The organism is Pseudomonas sp. SMSB3, from assembly GCF_052041965.1.
GTDB lineage: Bacteria > Pseudomonadota > Gammaproteobacteria > Pseudomonadales > Pseudomonadaceae > Aquipseudomonas.
In genome coordinates, this window is sequence record NZ_JBKGGV010000004.1 from 309,331 (window position 1) to 324,081 (window position 14,751).

Below are 14,751 nucleotides of genomic sequence, written 5' to 3' on the forward strand. Positions count from 1 at the left end.
TCCAAGATACGAGAACGGATCCTGGTGTTGGCAAAACTCCGGAAAACAACCGTTGAATCCAGCAACAGGTAAATCTGGCATAGAGCAGGGGGTACACATTTTCCACCCTCGCCGAATTCTTTACCACCTGTTCGTCGTTGAAATCATGGATTAATAGCGGGTACATGTACAAATTGCCAGATGATTTTGGTTTTATGCTGCTTTCCGAGTGTTATCTGGAAATGATTTGTTATGGTGCGCACCTCACAAGGCTGGATTTTTCACGACCGCAGATTGCTCCTGGTGTCCCTCCCTATAAGGTTTCTATTTGTGTCAAGGCAGGCTTAACTTATCAGGTTGGTGATATATCAGGAAAGAGAGAATTTACAGACTCATCTACCAGCGCGCCGTTGTTAGATCTCTTGTTGAAAGAGGTTGTGCTTGTTGAGGAGGTTGAAGGGGCTTCACTTCAGATTTCATTTGATTCATGCGACAAAATTGTAATTCAGGCTGATTGCGGTGGCGACTATGAGTCCTATTCGATTTATCTAGACTCTGGTGACGTGATAGTCGGTGCAAAAGCGGCAGCCGGCCAGGCTACTATTGGCGTTCCTATTTCCTGCCTTGCCCACACAGGTTCGCACCCTTCAAGTCGTGGACCGCTGAGCGCAGTCGTCGCGCCCTGACGCCGCGCCGTTCAGCCCTGTAAAAGCAGCTACCCAATCGGATCCTGCCCCAGCACCTTGCTCAACGCCACCCGCGCATCTTCCAGTTGCACCAGCGCCGCATGCCGCGCGCCGAGGGCGTCACCGTTCTGGATGGCGGTCAGAATGGCCTTGTGCCGGGGCAGGGCCAACTCGTCGAAATTGGGGCGCTGGTTGGAGTAGCGCACCGATTCACGCAGCGCCAGCGACAACATGTTGCACAGATAGGCGAGCAGGTCGTTGTGCGTGGCATCGGCGATGCGGGCATGGAAATCCAGGTCTGGCAGCAGGCGCTCTTCATGGCTGCGAGCGGCTTCCATGCGCTGGTAGGCCTCGCTGATCGACTCGACGTCGGCAGGGCTGGCATTGGTCGCCGCGAGCGCGGCGGCGGCTGGCTCGATGACCCAGCGCACGCTGGAGAGGGTGTGGAAAAATTCCTGCTGCGGGGTGGCCTGCATCAGCCAATGCAGCACATCGGGGTCGAGCATGTGCCAGTCATGGCGCGGACGCACCAAAGTGCCGACGCGTGGGCGAGCCTCGATCAGGCCTTTGGCGGTCAGGGCGCGCATGGCCTCGCGGAACACCGGCCGGCTGATCGCGTAGGCTTCACACAAGCTGGCTTCGGCAGGCAGCTTTTGCCCGGGCTGCAGCTGCCCGGAGACGATCTGCAGGCCCAGGTCCTGGACCAACGTGGCATGCATGCTCTTGCGCTTGGTGGGTTGGCGGTAATTCATGTGCGGCGTTGGCGGTCCATCGGAGCGGGATCGGCATCATAGCATCACTGCCTGGCGGGGCGACCGCTTCGCCTGCCGGGGCGGGCGAAGCAGGGCGCTGAGGCGCTCAATGCGAGTGCTTGGGCACAGCCGAACCGCGGCAGCCGACCAGAAAGTCGAAATCGCACCCTTCATCGGCCTGCATGACGTGGTCGAGGTACAGCTTGGCGTAGCCGCCGCTGATCAACTGCGGCGGCGCTTGCAGGTCGGCCAGGCGGCCGGCCAGTTCCTCATCGCTGACCTCAAGGTGCAGGCGCCCCGTTTGGCAGTCGAGTTCGATCCAGTCGCCTTCGCGCACTGCCGCCAGCGGGCCGCCGGCGGCAGCTTCCGGCGCCACATGCAGCACCACGGTGCCGTAGGCGGTGCCGCTCATGCGCGCATCGGACAGCCGAACCATGTCGGTGACGCCTTGGGCCAGCAGCTTGGCGGGCAAGCCCATGTTGCCGACCTCGGCCATGCCGGGGTAGCCCTTCGGCCCGCAGTACTTCATCACCAGCACCGAGTTGGCATCGACGTCCAGGTCCGGGTCATTGATGCGGGCTTTGTAGTCCTCGAAGTTCTCGAACACCACGGCACGGCCACGGTGACGCATCAGCGCCGGGGTGGCGGCCGAGGGTTTGAGCACCGCGCCCTTGGGCGCCAGGTTACCGCGCAGGATGCAAATCCCGCCGTCTTCCACCAGCGGCTGGTCGATCGGCCGGATCACCTCTTGGTTGTACAAGGGTGCAGCTTGGCAGTTGTCCCACAGGCTCTTGCCGTTGGCGGTGAGTGCCACGGGGTGGGGCAGCAGGGCGTGCTCGCCCAGCCGGCGAATCACCGCAGGCAGGCCGCCTGCGTAATAGAACTCTTCCATCAGGAAGCGCCCGGATGGCTGCAGGTCGACCAAGGTCGGTGTGCCGCGACCGACCCGAGTCCAGTCTTCGAGCTGCAGGTCGACGCCGATGCGCCCGGCAATCGCCTTGAGGTGGATCACCGCGTTGGTCGAGCCGCCGATGGCGGCGTTGACCCGGATGGCGTTTTCGAACGCTTCGCGGGTGAGGATTTTCGACAAGCGCAGGTCTTCGAAGGCCATTTCGACGATGCGCATGCCGGACAGGTGCGCCAATACGTAACGGCGCGCATCCACCGCCGGGATCGCCGCGTTGTGTGGCAACGAGGTACCCAGCGCCTCGGCCATGCAGGCCATGGTGGAGGCGGTGCCCATGGTGTTGCAGGTACCGGCCGAACGCGACATGCCAGCTTCGGCCGAGAGAAATTCGTTCAGGTCGATCTGCCCGGCTTTGTACGCCTCGTGCATCTGCCAGACGATGGTCCCGGCACCGATGTCGCGGCCCTTGTGCTTGCCGTTGAGCATCGGCCCACCGGTGACCACGATCGCCGGCACGTCACAGCTCGCCGCCCCCATCAGCAGCGCCGGCGTGGTCTTGTCGCAGCCGGTGAGCAATACCACGGCATCGACCGGGTTGCCGCGAATGGCTTCCTCGACATCCATGCTGGCCAGGTTGCGCGTCAGCATGGCGGTGGGGCGCAGGTTGGACTCGCCGCTGGAGAACACCGGGAACTCCACGGGAAAACCGCCGGCTTCGAGCACGCCTTTTTTCACGTGCTCGGCGATCTTGCGAAAGTGCGCGTTGCACGGGGTCAGCTCGGACCAGGTGTTGCAGATGCCAATGATCGGCTTGCCCTGGAACTCATGGTCCGGAATGCCTTGGTTCTTCATCCAGCTGCGGTACATGAAACCGTTCTTGTCGGCGGTACCGAACCATTGGGCCGAGCGCAGGGGGCGTTTGGGATCAGACATAGCAGTCACCTTTATTAGTATTACTAATTGTCGTTATGGGCCAAATGTAACTACAAAAAGCGCCGGTGTGAAGGGTTGTCGTTTTAAATAGTATTACTATATGATCTGGCCACCGCGCTGGAGCTCCCCCGTGGAGACCCCAGCCATGTGCTGTCCCCACTACAAGAACAATCGGAGACTTCGCCATGATTCAGGAGCAGCGGCTCGTCCGCCTGATCACGCTTAAACTCATCCCCTTCCTGGTCCTGCTGTACCTGGTGGCCTATGTCGATCGCTCGGCCGTGGGCTTTGCCAAGCTGCACATGGGGGCCGATATCGGTCTCGGCGATGCGGCCTATGGCATGGGTGCCGGGCTTTTCTTCATCGGCTACTTTTTTTTCGAGGTGCCCAGCAACCTGATGCTCGACCGCTTCGGCGCGCGCCGCTGGTTCGCCCGCATTCTGCTGACCTGGGGTGCGATCACCATCGGTATGGCGTTCGTCACTGGCCCTAACGGCTTCTATGTCATGCGCTTCTTGCTCGGCGCCGCCGAAGCGGGCTTCTTCCCCGGCGTGCTGTACTACATCACCCAGTGGTACCCGGTGCGTCATCGCGGCAAGATCCTGGGCTTCTTCATTCTTTCGCAGCCGTTGGCGATGCTGGTCACCGGGCCGCTGTCCGGGGCTTTGCTGGGCCTTGATGGCAACCTTGGGCTGCATGGCTGGCAGTGGCTGTTCATCTGCATCGGTACCCCTGCCGTGCTGCTGGCCTGGCCGACCTTGCGCCTGCTGCCTGACGGGCCGGACAAGGTGCGGTGGCTGACCGACGCGCAACGCAGTTGGCTGCAAGCGCAGCTGGCCAACGACCTGCGCGAGTTCGGCCAGACCCGGCACGGCAACCCGCTGCACGCCTTGAAGGATGGTCGGGTGCTGTTGCTCGCATTGTTCTACCTGCCGGTGACCCTGAGCATCTACGGCCTGGGCCTGTGGTTGCCCACACTGATCCACCAGTTTGGCGGCAGTGACCTGATCACCGGGTTCGTGTCCGCAGTACCGTACCTGTTCGGCATCATCGGGCTGCTGATCATCCCGCGCAGCTCCGACCGCCTCAACGACCGCTATGGGCATCTGGCGCTGCTCTATGCCCTGGGTGCGCTGGGCCTGTTCCTCAGCGCCTGGCTGAGCGTGCCGGCGTTGCAACTGGCAGCCCTGTGCCTGGTCGCCTTCGCGCTGTTTTCCTGCACCGCCATCTTCTGGACCTTGCCCGGACGCTTCTTTTCCGGCGCCAGCGCAGCAGCCGGCATCGCCCTGATCAACTCGATCGGCAACCTCGGTGGTTACCTGGGTCCGTTCGGCATCGGCGCGCTCAAGGAGCACACCGGGCAGCTGTCCTCGGGTTTGTACTTCCTGGCTGTCGTGATGATGTTCGGGCTGGTGCTGACCGGGGTCGTCTACAACCGCCTGGAGCGCCGTCAGCGCCTGGCATCCGATAACATTGCAACCGACAAGCGAGCTCAAGCATGCGATTGATCCAATTCGAAACCGCCGCCGGTCAGCGCCGGGTCGGCGTGGTGGAGGGCGAGCGCGCCCTGGAAATCTGCGGCGTCGACACGACCCGCGAACTGGCGCTGCAGGCCATCGCCGCCGGGCGTGAACTGGCGGCTCAGGTGCAAGTGGCGGGCCTCGGGGAGGTGCACGATTACCTCGCCTTGCTGGCCGCGGGGCGGGTACTGCCGCCACTGGACCATGCCGACCCGGCCCATTGCCTGGTCACCGGCACTGGCTTGACGCACCTGGGCAGCGCCGCCACCCGCGACAAGATGCACCAGCAACAGGTCGACGGAGCAGTCACCGACAGCATGCGCATGTTCCAGTGGGGCCTTGAAGGCGGGCGTCCCGCTGCGGGCGAGCAGGGCGCACAGCCGGAGTGGTTTTACAAAGGCGATGGCGGCATCGTCGTGCGCCCAGGTGCCGACCTGCCGCTGCCAGCGTTTGCCGAAGACGCCGGTGAGGAGCCTGAGCTGGTGGGCCTGTACGTGATCGGCCCATGTGGCACGCCGTTTCGACTGGGCTATGCCCTGGGCAACGAGTTTTCCGACCATGTGATGGAACGGCGTAATTACCTCTACCTGGCCCATTCCAAGTTGCGTGCCTGCAGCTTCGGTCCGGAGCTGCGCCTGGGCGCGCTGCCGGCGCACTTGGAGGGCCGTAGCCGCATCCTGCGCGACGGCCAGGCGCTATGGAGCAAGCCGTTTCTGTCCGGCGAGCAGAACATGTGTCACAGCTTCGAGAACCTTGAGTTTCATCATTTCAAGTACCCCCAGTTCCTGCGCCCTGGCGATGTGCACGTGCATTATTTCGGCACCGCAACGCTGTCGTTCGCCGACGGCATTCAGGCGCGGCCTGGGGACACTTTCGAAGTCAGCCTAGATGCCTTCGGTCAGCCCCTGCGCAACGGCATCGTCGCTGCCGAGCAGGCCCTGCGCCCCGGCCAGGTGAAAAGCCTATGAACCTTCAAACCTCGCCACAGGAGACAGCCATGTCGGGAAGCAATTTCATTGGTGGCCGCCGCAGTGCCACCGGCAGCGTGCGGCTGCAGAGCCTCGATGCGCACACCGCAGAGGCACTGCCCATCCAGTTCACCCAGGCAACGCCCGAAGAGGTCGATGCTGCCGCCCGCGCTGCCGAGCAGGCGTTCGTTGAATATCACAGCCTGGCGCCAGAGCGCCGTGCCCAGTTCCTCGACGCCATCGCGGCCGAGCTCGATGCGCTCGACAGTGCCTTCATCGACACGGTATGCCGCGAGACCGCCTTGCCCGCCGCGCGTATTCAAGGTGAGCGCAGCCGCACCAGCAACCAGCTGCGGTTGTTTGCCCTGGTGCTGCGCCGCGGCGACTACCTGGGCGCACGCATCGATACGGCGCTGCCCCAGCGTCAGCCGCTGCCACGCCCGGACCTGCGCCAGTACCGCACCGGCGTCGGTCCGGTGGCGGTGTTTGGCGCGAGCAATTTCCCGCTGGCGTTCTCCACCGCCGGAGGTGATACCGCTGCGGCTCTGGCCGCCGGTTGCCCGGTGGTGGTCAAGGCGCACAGCGGCCACATGGCGACCGCCGAATATGTGGGCGAGGCGATTGAACGTGCTGTGCTCTCTACCGGCATGCCGGCAGGTGTGTTCAACATGATCTTTGGTGCCGGGGTCGGTGAAGCGCTGGTGCGGCATCCGGCCATTCAGGCGGTAGGCTTCACCGGCTCGCTCAAGGGCGGGCGCGCCTTGTGTGACCTGGCCGCCGCGCGTGCGCAGCCGATACCGGTGTTCGCCGAGATGAGCAGCATCAATCCGGTGGTGGTCCTGCCGGCTGCGTTGCAGGGCAGGGGCGAGCAGGTGGCCAGCGAGCTGGCGGCGTCGGTGGTGCTCGGTTGCGGGCAGTTCTGCACCAATCCAGGCTTGGTGCTCGGTATCGCCAGTCCGGCATGGTCAGCCTTCGTTACCGCCTTGTGCGCCCGCATGGCTGATCAGCCGGCCCAGACCATGCTCAACGCCGGTACCCTGCGCAGCTACGCCACGGGCCTGGCGCATTTGCACCAGCATCCGGGCATCCGCCATCTGGCCGGTGCGCAGCAGAGCGGCGAACAGGCCCATGCGCAGGTGTTCCAGGCCGATGTGCACCTGTTGCTCGAAGGCGACGCACTGCTGCAAGAAGAAGTGTTCGGGCCGACCACGGTACTGGTCGAAGTTGCGGATGAACAGCAACTGCGCCTGGCCCTCGAGGCGCTGCACGGCCAGCTCACGGCGACGCTGATCGCCGAGCCCGCCGACCTCGAGCAGTTCGCGGCGCTGGTGCCGGTGCTTGAACGCAAGGCGGGGCGGTTGCTGGTCAATGGCTACCCGACCGGTGTCGAAGTCAGCGAGGCGATGGTGCACGGTGGGCCGTACCCGGCTACCTCGGACGCGCGTGGCACCTCGGTGGGCACGTTGGCCATCGACCGCTTCCTGCGGCCTGTGTGCTACCAGAACTACCCCGATGCGCTGCTGCCGCCGGCCTTGCGCGATGGCAATCCGCTGGGCCTGTTGCGCCTGGTCAACGGCGAGCATACTCGCCAGGCGCTGGCCTGACGCTGGCGGCCCTTGTGCGACAAGGCGCGATTGCGCAAGGGCCGCTGCAGACAAACGAGCAACTCCTGCGCACCTGTGAGAGGATGTCCACCACCCCAGCCAGGACCCCGAACGCAGCCTGATGAAGACACCAAAACGAATCGAACCACTGATCGAAGATGGCCTGGTCGACGAAGTACTAAGGCCCCTGATGAGCGGCAAGGAAGCGGCCGTCTACGTGGTGCGCTGCGGTGCCCAGGTGCGCTGCGCCAAGGTCTACAAAGAGGCCAACAAACGCAGCTTCCGCCAGGCAGCCGAGTATCAGGAAGGGCGCAAGGTGCGCAACAGCCGCCAGGCCCGGGCCATGGCCAAAGGCAGCAAGTACGGCCGCAAAGAGGCCGAAGATGCCTGGCAGAACGCCGAAGTGGCGGCGTTGTTCCGTCTGGCCAATGCCGGCGTGCGCGTACCCAAACCCTATGACTTCCAGGACGGTGTGCTGCTGATGGAGCTGGTCACCGACGCCGACGGCGATGCGGCCCCGCGCCTGAATGACGTGCACCTGGATGCCGATCAAGCGCGCGAGTACCACGCCTTCGTCATCCGCCAGATCGTGCTGATGCTGTGCGCAGGCCTGGTGCACGGTGACCTGTCCGAATTCAATGTGCTGCTCGGCCCTGACGGCCCGGTGATCATCGACCTGCCGCAAGCAGTGGACGCGGCGGGCAATAACCACGCGTTCAGCATGTTGCAGCGCGACGTGGCGAACATGGCGCATTATTTCGGCCGCTTCGCACCCGAACTCAAGACCACTCGCTTTGCCGATGAAATGTGGGCGCTGTACGAAGCCGGCGAGTTGCGTGCGGACAGCCCACTGACCGGCCAGTTCGAGGATGACGCCCAGGCCGCCGACGTCGCCGGTGTGATGCGCGAGATCGACGCCACCCTGCGCGACGAAGCACGCCGCAGGGCCGCGCGTGATGAGGCCGAGCATGGGTCAGGCAAAGCCGAGGAACCGACGCCGCCGTGGTTGCAGTGAGGCGGTGAGGACGGTGGCGTTTTGCAAAGGCCTTCTTGCGTCTGCGACAAAGGCAGCTGGCGGCTGTTGCCTTTGACGCAAGGCACTATCTCGTCATTTGGCCTTTTCACTGGCCCGCTACAGGCATAAGGTATACGCCGTTCAAATTCCCTGGAGCTGTCATGTCCAACCGTTTCCCCTCCGTTCGCCCACGCCGTCTGCGCCAGAACGAGTCCCTGCGCACGATTTTCCAGGAAACCGAGTTTCGCCTCGAAGACTTGATCCTGCCGATCTTCGTCGAGGAAGGCATCGATGACTTCGTGCCGATCACCAGTATGCCGGGTGTCAACCGCATTCCGGAGAAACGTCTGGCCCAGGAGATCGAGCGTTACGCCCGCGCCGGCATCAAGTCGGTGATGACCTTTGGCGTTTCCCACAACCTCGACGCCACCGGCAGCGACACCTGGAACGAGAACGGCCTGGTGGCGCGCATGTCGCGCATCTGCAAGGACACCGTACCGGAAATGGTGGTGATGTCCGACACCTGCTTCTGCGAGTACACCAGCCATGGCCATTGCGGGGTGCTGCATGACCACGGCGTGGACAACGACGCTACCTTGGCCAATCTGGGCAAGCAGGCGGTGATTGCCGCTGCCGCAGGTGCCGATTTCATTGCTCCCTCGGCGGCGATGGACGGTCAGGTCCAGGCCATCCGTAGCGCCTTGGACGGCGCCGGTTTCCATGACACGGCGATCATGGCCTATTCCACCAAGTTCGCCTCGTCGCTGTACGGCCCGTTCCGCGAAGCTGGCGGCACCGCGCTCAAGGGTGATCGCAAGAGCTACCAGATGAACCCGATGAACCGCCGTGAAGCGGTGCGCGAGTCGCTGCTCGATGAGCAAGAAGGAGCCGATGTGCTCATGGTCAAGCCGGCCGGTGCCTACCTGGACGTGATTGCCGACATTCGCGCCGCGTCGCGCTTGCCGCTGGCGGCGTATCAGGTCAGCGGCGAATACGCCATGATCAAGTTCGGCGGCCTGGCGGGTGCGATCGACGAGGGCCGGGTCATGCGCGAGAGCATTGGCGCGATCAAGCGCGCCGGGGCCGATCTGATCCTGACCTACTTCGCCATGGACCTGGCCCGCGACGGTATCTGACCGCCGCCTGGCCCTGCGCTGTAGCAGCAGCGCAGGGCTGTCATCGACCCTTGTGCCGCGGGTGCGGAACCGTTTTTGCTCGGCCTGACGGGGCGCACGCACAAAAAAACACTAAGCGCTGAATTATTTAGTGTCCTGTTGTATCTGATGCCATAGAGCCTTCAGTAACAGGAAAAAACAGGCATGAGATCCCGCAAAAAAAGCGTCAAACCGATCGGTTTGAAAGACATCACCATTGTCGATGATGCCAAGATGCGCAAGGCGATCACCGCCGCTGCGCTGGGCAACGCCATGGAATGGTTCGACTTCGGTGTATACGGTTTTGTCGCCTACGCCCTGGGCAAGGTGTTCTTCCCCAACGCCGACCCCAGCATCCAGATGATCGCTGCGCTGGCCACCTTCTCGGTGCCATTCCTGATCCGCCCGCTGGGCGGTCTGTTCTTCGGCGCACTGGGCGACAAATTCGGTCGCCAGAAAATCCTCGCCGCCACCATCGTGATCATGTCGCTGAGCACCTTCGCCATCGGCTTGATACCGTCATACGCCTCGATTGGTATCTGGGCGCCGATCTTGCTGTTACTGGCGAAGATGGCCCAGGGCTTCTCGGTCGGTGGTGAATACACCGGCGCTTCGATCTTCGTTGCCGAATACGCCCCGGATCGCAAACGCGGCTTCCTCGGCAGTTGGCTGGACTTTGGCTCGATCGCAGGCTTCGTGCTCGGCGCTGGGGTAGTGGTGCTGATCTCCACCGTGCTGGGTGAAGAGAAGTTCCTCGAATGGGGCTGGCGCCTGCCGTTCTTCCTGGCGCTGCCGCTGGGCATCATCGGCCTGTACCTGCGCCATGCGCTGGAAGAAACGCCGGCGTTCCAGCAACACGTCGAGAAGCTTGAGCAGGGTGACCGCGAGGGTCTGGCGTCCGGCCCGAAAGTGTCGTTCAAGGAAGTGGCGACCAAGCACTGGCGCAGTCTGATCACCTGCATTGGCGTGGTGATCGCGACCAACGTCACCTATTACATGCTGCTCACCTACATGCCCAGCTACCTGTCGCATAACCTGCACTACAGCGAAGACCACGGCGTGTTGATCATCATCGCGATCATGGTCGGCATGTTGTTCGTGCAGCCGGTGATCGGCCTGCTGAGCGACAAGTTCGGCCGTCGGCCCTTCATCATGGTCGGCAGCATCGGCTTGTTCGCCCTGGCAATTCCGGCCTTCATGCTGATCAACAGCGGCGTACTGGGATTGATCTTCGCCGGTCTGCTGATGATCGCGGTGCTGCTGAACTTCTTCATTGGCGTGATGGCCTCGACCCTGCCGGCGATGTTCCCCACGCACATCCGCTACAGTGCGCTGGCCAGCGCGTTCAACATCTCGGTGCTGATCGCCGGCCTCACCCCCACGCTTGCGGCCTGGTTGGTGGAAACCAGTGGCAACCTCTACATGCCCGCTTACTACCTGATGGTCATCGCCGTGGTTGGCCTCATCACTGCCCTGACCATGAAGGAAACCGCCAACAAGCCTCTGCGCGGCGCGGCCCCAGCCGCCTCGGACATCAACGAGGCGCGCGAGCTGCTGCAAGAGCACCACGACAATATCGAGCAGAAGATCGAAGACATCGACGAGCAGATTGCGGAGCTTGAGGCCAAGCGCAAGCTGCTGGTGCAGCAACACCCGCGTATCGACTGAGGCTCAGCGCGGCATGTAGCCGCGCTGCCACACGCGCGGAATCAGGCCCGAGAGCAGGGCCAGCAGGCAGGCCAGAGCAGCACTCCCGGCCATGGCCTGCAGGCCCATCCGCTGTTGCAACCAGGCGCCCAGGGCAGCGCCGAGCAGCATCCCCGCCCAGGGCACCAGTTGCACCCGCCAACCAGCGCGACGTTCGCCGAGCAGCCAACGCCCCAGGCCGCGGCCGAATCTGGACAGCGCGCCGGTCACGTAGGTAAGCCCGATCGGCAAGCCGTTGACCTGTTCCACCACCGCATTGAGCATGCCCATGGCCAGGATCGCGCTCAGCAGCGGCGCCAGTGTGGTCGTGCCAGGCCAGCTGGCAGCCAGACCCAGTAGCCCCGTTACCACCAACAGCAGTGGCCACGCGCGGCGCCGGCTGGCCCGTGCCAGCAGCACGCCCAGCGCGTTGCCGGCAACGAAGCCGAGCACGGCAGCACCCAGGCGCAGCACCATGCTCGCGTCAGCCTCGCTGATGGCCACCGCCAGGCGCGTGGTATTGCCACTCATGAACGAGACGAAATCGCCTAGCGCCAACAGGCCGATGGCGTCGGTCATGCCTGCCAGCACCGACAGGCCAGCCACCAGGCCAAGCCCAACGCGGCCGCGCCGGCGCTCGAGGTGCAGGCGTTTGGCGGAGCGGGCAGGGTGAGCGGAGGGCAGCATGCGCAGGCCTCAGCGAGGCAGTTCGCGGGCCAGGGTGCTCTTGATGGTGCGTTCCACCACATCGACCAGGACCATGGTCTGGTGATCCACCTCGATGTTCAGCAGCTCGCCCACCTGGTAGCGGGGGAAGGTGGTCTGGCGCAGGGTTTCCGGGATCAGGTTGATGGTCACCACGCTGTCCTCGACATCGGCCACGGTCAAGCTGCAGCCATTGACACCGATGAACCCCCGGGGGAATACGTACTTGTCCCAGGGTTCCGGCATGCGAAAGCGAATGAAGGCCCCAGTCGGTTCGATCACCAAGGCGACGATCTCGGCGGTGGTGGCAATGTGGCCGGCCATCAGATGACCGCCGACTTCGGCGTTCATCTTGGCCGAGCGTTCGATGTTGACCCCTTGCCCTGGCTTGAAAAAGCGCAGGTTGGTGCGCTCCAGAGTGGCGCTCATGGCGTCGAAGCGCACCTGACTGCCGTGGATCTCGGTGACCGACAGGCAGGTGCCTTCGACGCTGACGCTGGCGCCAATCTTGAGGTCTTCGAGCAGCGCTGGGGTCAGGTCGAGGGTGAATTGGTGGTGGCCCGGGTGGCGGGTCACCTCAAGCAGAGGACGCACGGCTTGAACGATGCCGGTGTACATGAAGAGCTCCTGCGCACGGGAAAACAATTTCCCGCACGCTAAGCCTGTGGCGCGGCAAAAGCAAGGCGAGGGTGCCGGCTCGGGCGCCGACATCGCGCCTCAGACGTGGCCGCTGCTGTTGACGATACGCAGGCACAAGGCCTCGTAGGGGTCCAGATTGACCATCAGGCGCCCATCCTCGGTCAGGTCGCCTTCGACCGTCTCGTTGATCATGTCCACCACCGGGCCTGGGGTAAAGCCAGTCAGCAGCAGCTCCTCGGCAATGACCTCCTGGCTAAAGTTCAAGGCGCTGATCTGGATTCCGCGCCCGGCCGGGAGCTCGTGCACCATCACCAGCAGCCCAGGGCTGCTGACATCTGGTACCAGCACCTGGCGGCTGTTGGCGATGCCGTAGGCCTGGCGCACCGCAAGCAGCTTCTTGACCTTGCTGGCGAACGAGTCGGGATTCTCCAGCTGGCTGTCGAGGCTGCCATACAGAGCGCGGGCTCGGGGCATGCCGCGAACCGATGCCTCGGCCTGCGGGTCGAGACCGGCCAGGTCGTAGCCGCCGCGGTGGATCCAGCGGGTATCGCCGTCGCCCATGCGCTCGGCCACCGCTTCGGCAGGCAGGGGCAGGGCACCGACCATGTCCCAGCCAGACAACGCCACCACACCCGGCTGCATGGCGTTGTACATCACCAGCAGCAAGTGCAGTTTCTGAATCAGTTCGATGTCGCTGGCAGACAGCTGCTCGATGTCGCGCATTCCCAGCGCCGCCGTGATCAAGCTGGCGGTGGTGCAAGAGATGCCGTTGGTGACGAAGCGCAGGTTATACGGCGCATGCTCACCGGAAAGCCGCTCGTAGATCTCTTCGCGAATGTGCTCGCGCAAGATGTTGCCCGGCAAGGTCTGGCCTTTGTACAAGTACATGTCGTGGGCGTGCAGCGTCCAGAAGTGCACCAGCTCCACGGTCAGCTCGTCGTGGTTCTGCAGGGCGTGGATCAGCGACGCCGGGTCGATGCCGAAGGCATGCATCTCCTTGAGCATCAGGCGCAGGAATTCGGTATCGCCGGTCAGCAGGGCATGCTGATACGCCGGGCGGGTGATGAAGTCGTAGGACAGGTCGGCACCGCCTTTGGACATCTGCGCGATGTCGTCCAGGGTCAGGTTCAGCTCCTGGAAGCTGAAGCCGCCAGCCTTGCGGATCATGCCGCCAATGATCTGGTTGCCGACGATCGACAGCGGGTGGCTTTCCGACCAGGCGCTGCCGCTGGCGCGGGTTTCCACGCCGAGAAAACCGTTGGCGTCCAGGCGCAGGCCGCGGGCGCCCAGGCAGTCCAGCGCATGCAGGGCGTCGCCGATGATCATTTGCTGGGCGGCGAAACTTGGGTCCAGCCAGTTCAGCGACGGTTGCCCCTCCTTGAAATAGTGCAGGTACACCCAGCGTCGAGTCTTGCCGTCGACGCCCGTGATCGGCGGCGTGGCGCTCCAGTCGGTTTCCTTGACACCAGGCTCGAAGAAGATCACCCGCTGCAACTGGCCAACGATGTAGTGGCGCGCCTTGAGTTCGTCGCACTGCGCGGGCGCCAGGTTGACTGCGTCCCGGCCTGCGGGCACATCCGGTAGCAGCGACCAGTCTTCTTCGCGGATCTCGATCATGTGATAGAGCCCGGGATACGCCCCATGGCCCAGCTCGGCCAGGCGGAAGTCGGCGCCTTTGCCGGTATGCGAGGGGATCAGGTCGTCGATGGTGACGGCGTTGTGCGCAGCCGCCATGCGGCTCATCTGCACCAGCTCCTGTTCGCTGCCGTAGAGCGGGTCGATGTCGAAGCTGATGCGGTCGAAGTTGCCGTCGATGCTAGGGGTGAATTCACGCCCACGCACGCCGCCGGATTGCTTGATCGGCCCGGTGTGAACCCCCTGCACGCCAATCTCGGACAGGCGCTTCCACAGCGCCTGGTGGCCCAGCGCCGCGAGCACCGAGCAGCCTTCGGGGGCAATGATCGCATCGGGGTATACGGTGAGCCACACCGAGGCGATTTCCGTGGCGCGGCGCGGTTGCGCTTCGGCGTAGGGATTCTGCCACAGACGGGACTGGCCGGAATATTGAGTGGCTCGCTCCTGCGAGGCCTTGAGCATGGAACGCTCTTCAAGCCATTTCACATAAGACGGGTCGGGCTGGGTCATTTCGCATCCTCTCTGCGTGGCGGCACCGGCCCAAGTTATGACGGTATAGCGCGCGGAT

The 14,751-nt window shown here is 63.6% G+C and carries 12 protein-coding genes; 7 read left to right on the forward strand and 5 right to left on the reverse strand.

Features of this window, described 5'->3' with window-relative positions; genetic code table 11:
* The first annotated feature begins 164 nt into the window (after positions 1–164).
* Positions 165–665, forward strand: a complete 501-nt coding sequence (locus ACLEJW_RS10035; protein WP_313295214.1) for a hypothetical protein — start codon at positions 165–167, stop codon at positions 663–665.
* A 29-nt stretch (positions 666–694) separates the two neighbouring features.
* Here ACLEJW_RS10035 and ACLEJW_RS10040 read toward each other — a convergent pair whose 3' ends face one another.
* Positions 695–1,417, reverse strand: coding sequence for a FadR/GntR family transcriptional regulator (locus ACLEJW_RS10040; protein ID WP_440777483.1), 723 nt, complete (start codon positions 1,415–1,417; stop codon positions 695–697).
* A 106-nt stretch (positions 1,418–1,523) separates the two neighbouring features.
* Positions 1,524–3,257 (reverse strand): IlvD/Edd family dehydratase, encoded by a 1,734-nt coding sequence (locus ACLEJW_RS10045; protein WP_313295211.1) that lies wholly within the window; start codon positions 3,255–3,257, stop codon positions 1,524–1,526.
* Positions 3,258–3,442: 185 nt separating this feature from the next.
* Between ACLEJW_RS10045 and ACLEJW_RS10050 the strand changes: the two genes are divergently transcribed.
* The 6 genes from ACLEJW_RS10050 (at position 3,443) to proP (ending at position 11,186) form a co-directional block, all read left to right on the forward strand.
* Entirely contained in the window at positions 3,443–4,765 is a 1,323-nt protein-coding gene (locus ACLEJW_RS10050; protein ID WP_313456676.1) for an MFS transporter, read from the forward strand.
* Positions 4,756–5,745: an AraD1 family protein gene (araD1, locus tag ACLEJW_RS10055; protein ID WP_313295207.1), complete on the forward strand. Its 990-nt coding sequence runs from the start codon at positions 4,756–4,758 to the stop codon at positions 5,743–5,745. The genes ACLEJW_RS10050 and araD1 overlap by 10 nt, the downstream gene beginning before the upstream one ends.
* The gene (locus tag ACLEJW_RS10060; protein ID WP_313456680.1) at positions 5,742–7,349 is read left to right on the forward strand and encodes an aldehyde dehydrogenase (NADP(+)); all 1,608 of its coding nucleotides are present in this window, start codon (positions 5,742–5,744) and stop codon (positions 7,347–7,349) included. The genes araD1 and ACLEJW_RS10060 overlap by 4 nt, the downstream gene beginning before the upstream one ends.
* A 121-nt stretch (positions 7,350–7,470) precedes the next feature.
* The gene (locus ACLEJW_RS10065; protein WP_313295202.1) at positions 7,471–8,364 is read left to right on the forward strand and encodes a PA4780 family RIO1-like protein kinase; all 894 of its coding nucleotides are present in this window, start codon (positions 7,471–7,473) and stop codon (positions 8,362–8,364) included.
* A gap of 161 nt (positions 8,365–8,525) precedes the next feature.
* Entirely contained in the window at positions 8,526–9,500 is a 975-nt protein-coding gene (gene hemB, locus ACLEJW_RS10070; RefSeq protein ID WP_145183049.1) for a porphobilinogen synthase, read from the forward strand.
* Positions 9,501–9,683: 183 nt separating this feature from the next.
* The gene (gene proP / locus ACLEJW_RS10075; protein WP_145183052.1) at positions 9,684–11,186 is read left to right on the forward strand and encodes a glycine betaine/L-proline transporter ProP; all 1,503 of its coding nucleotides are present in this window, start codon (positions 9,684–9,686) and stop codon (positions 11,184–11,186) included.
* Between the two features lie 3 nt (positions 11,187–11,189).
* Here proP and ACLEJW_RS10080 read toward each other — a convergent pair whose 3' ends face one another.
* The 3 genes from ACLEJW_RS10080 to treS all read right to left on the reverse strand — a co-directional run bounded on the left by ACLEJW_RS10080 (position 11,190) and on the right by treS (position 14,693).
* Positions 11,190–11,891: a YoaK family protein gene (locus tag ACLEJW_RS10080; RefSeq protein ID WP_313295198.1), complete on the reverse strand. Its 702-nt coding sequence runs from the start codon at positions 11,889–11,891 to the stop codon at positions 11,190–11,192.
* Between the two features lie 9 nt (positions 11,892–11,900).
* Positions 11,901–12,527, reverse strand: a complete 627-nt coding sequence (locus ACLEJW_RS10085) for a riboflavin synthase subunit alpha (RefSeq protein ID WP_313295196.1) — start codon at positions 12,525–12,527, stop codon at positions 11,901–11,903.
* A 99-nt stretch (positions 12,528–12,626) separates the two neighbouring features.
* Positions 12,627–14,693, reverse strand: a complete 2,067-nt coding sequence (gene treS, locus ACLEJW_RS10090; RefSeq protein WP_440777484.1) for a maltose alpha-D-glucosyltransferase — start codon at positions 14,691–14,693, stop codon at positions 12,627–12,629.
* Positions 14,694–14,751: the final 58 nt, after the last annotated feature.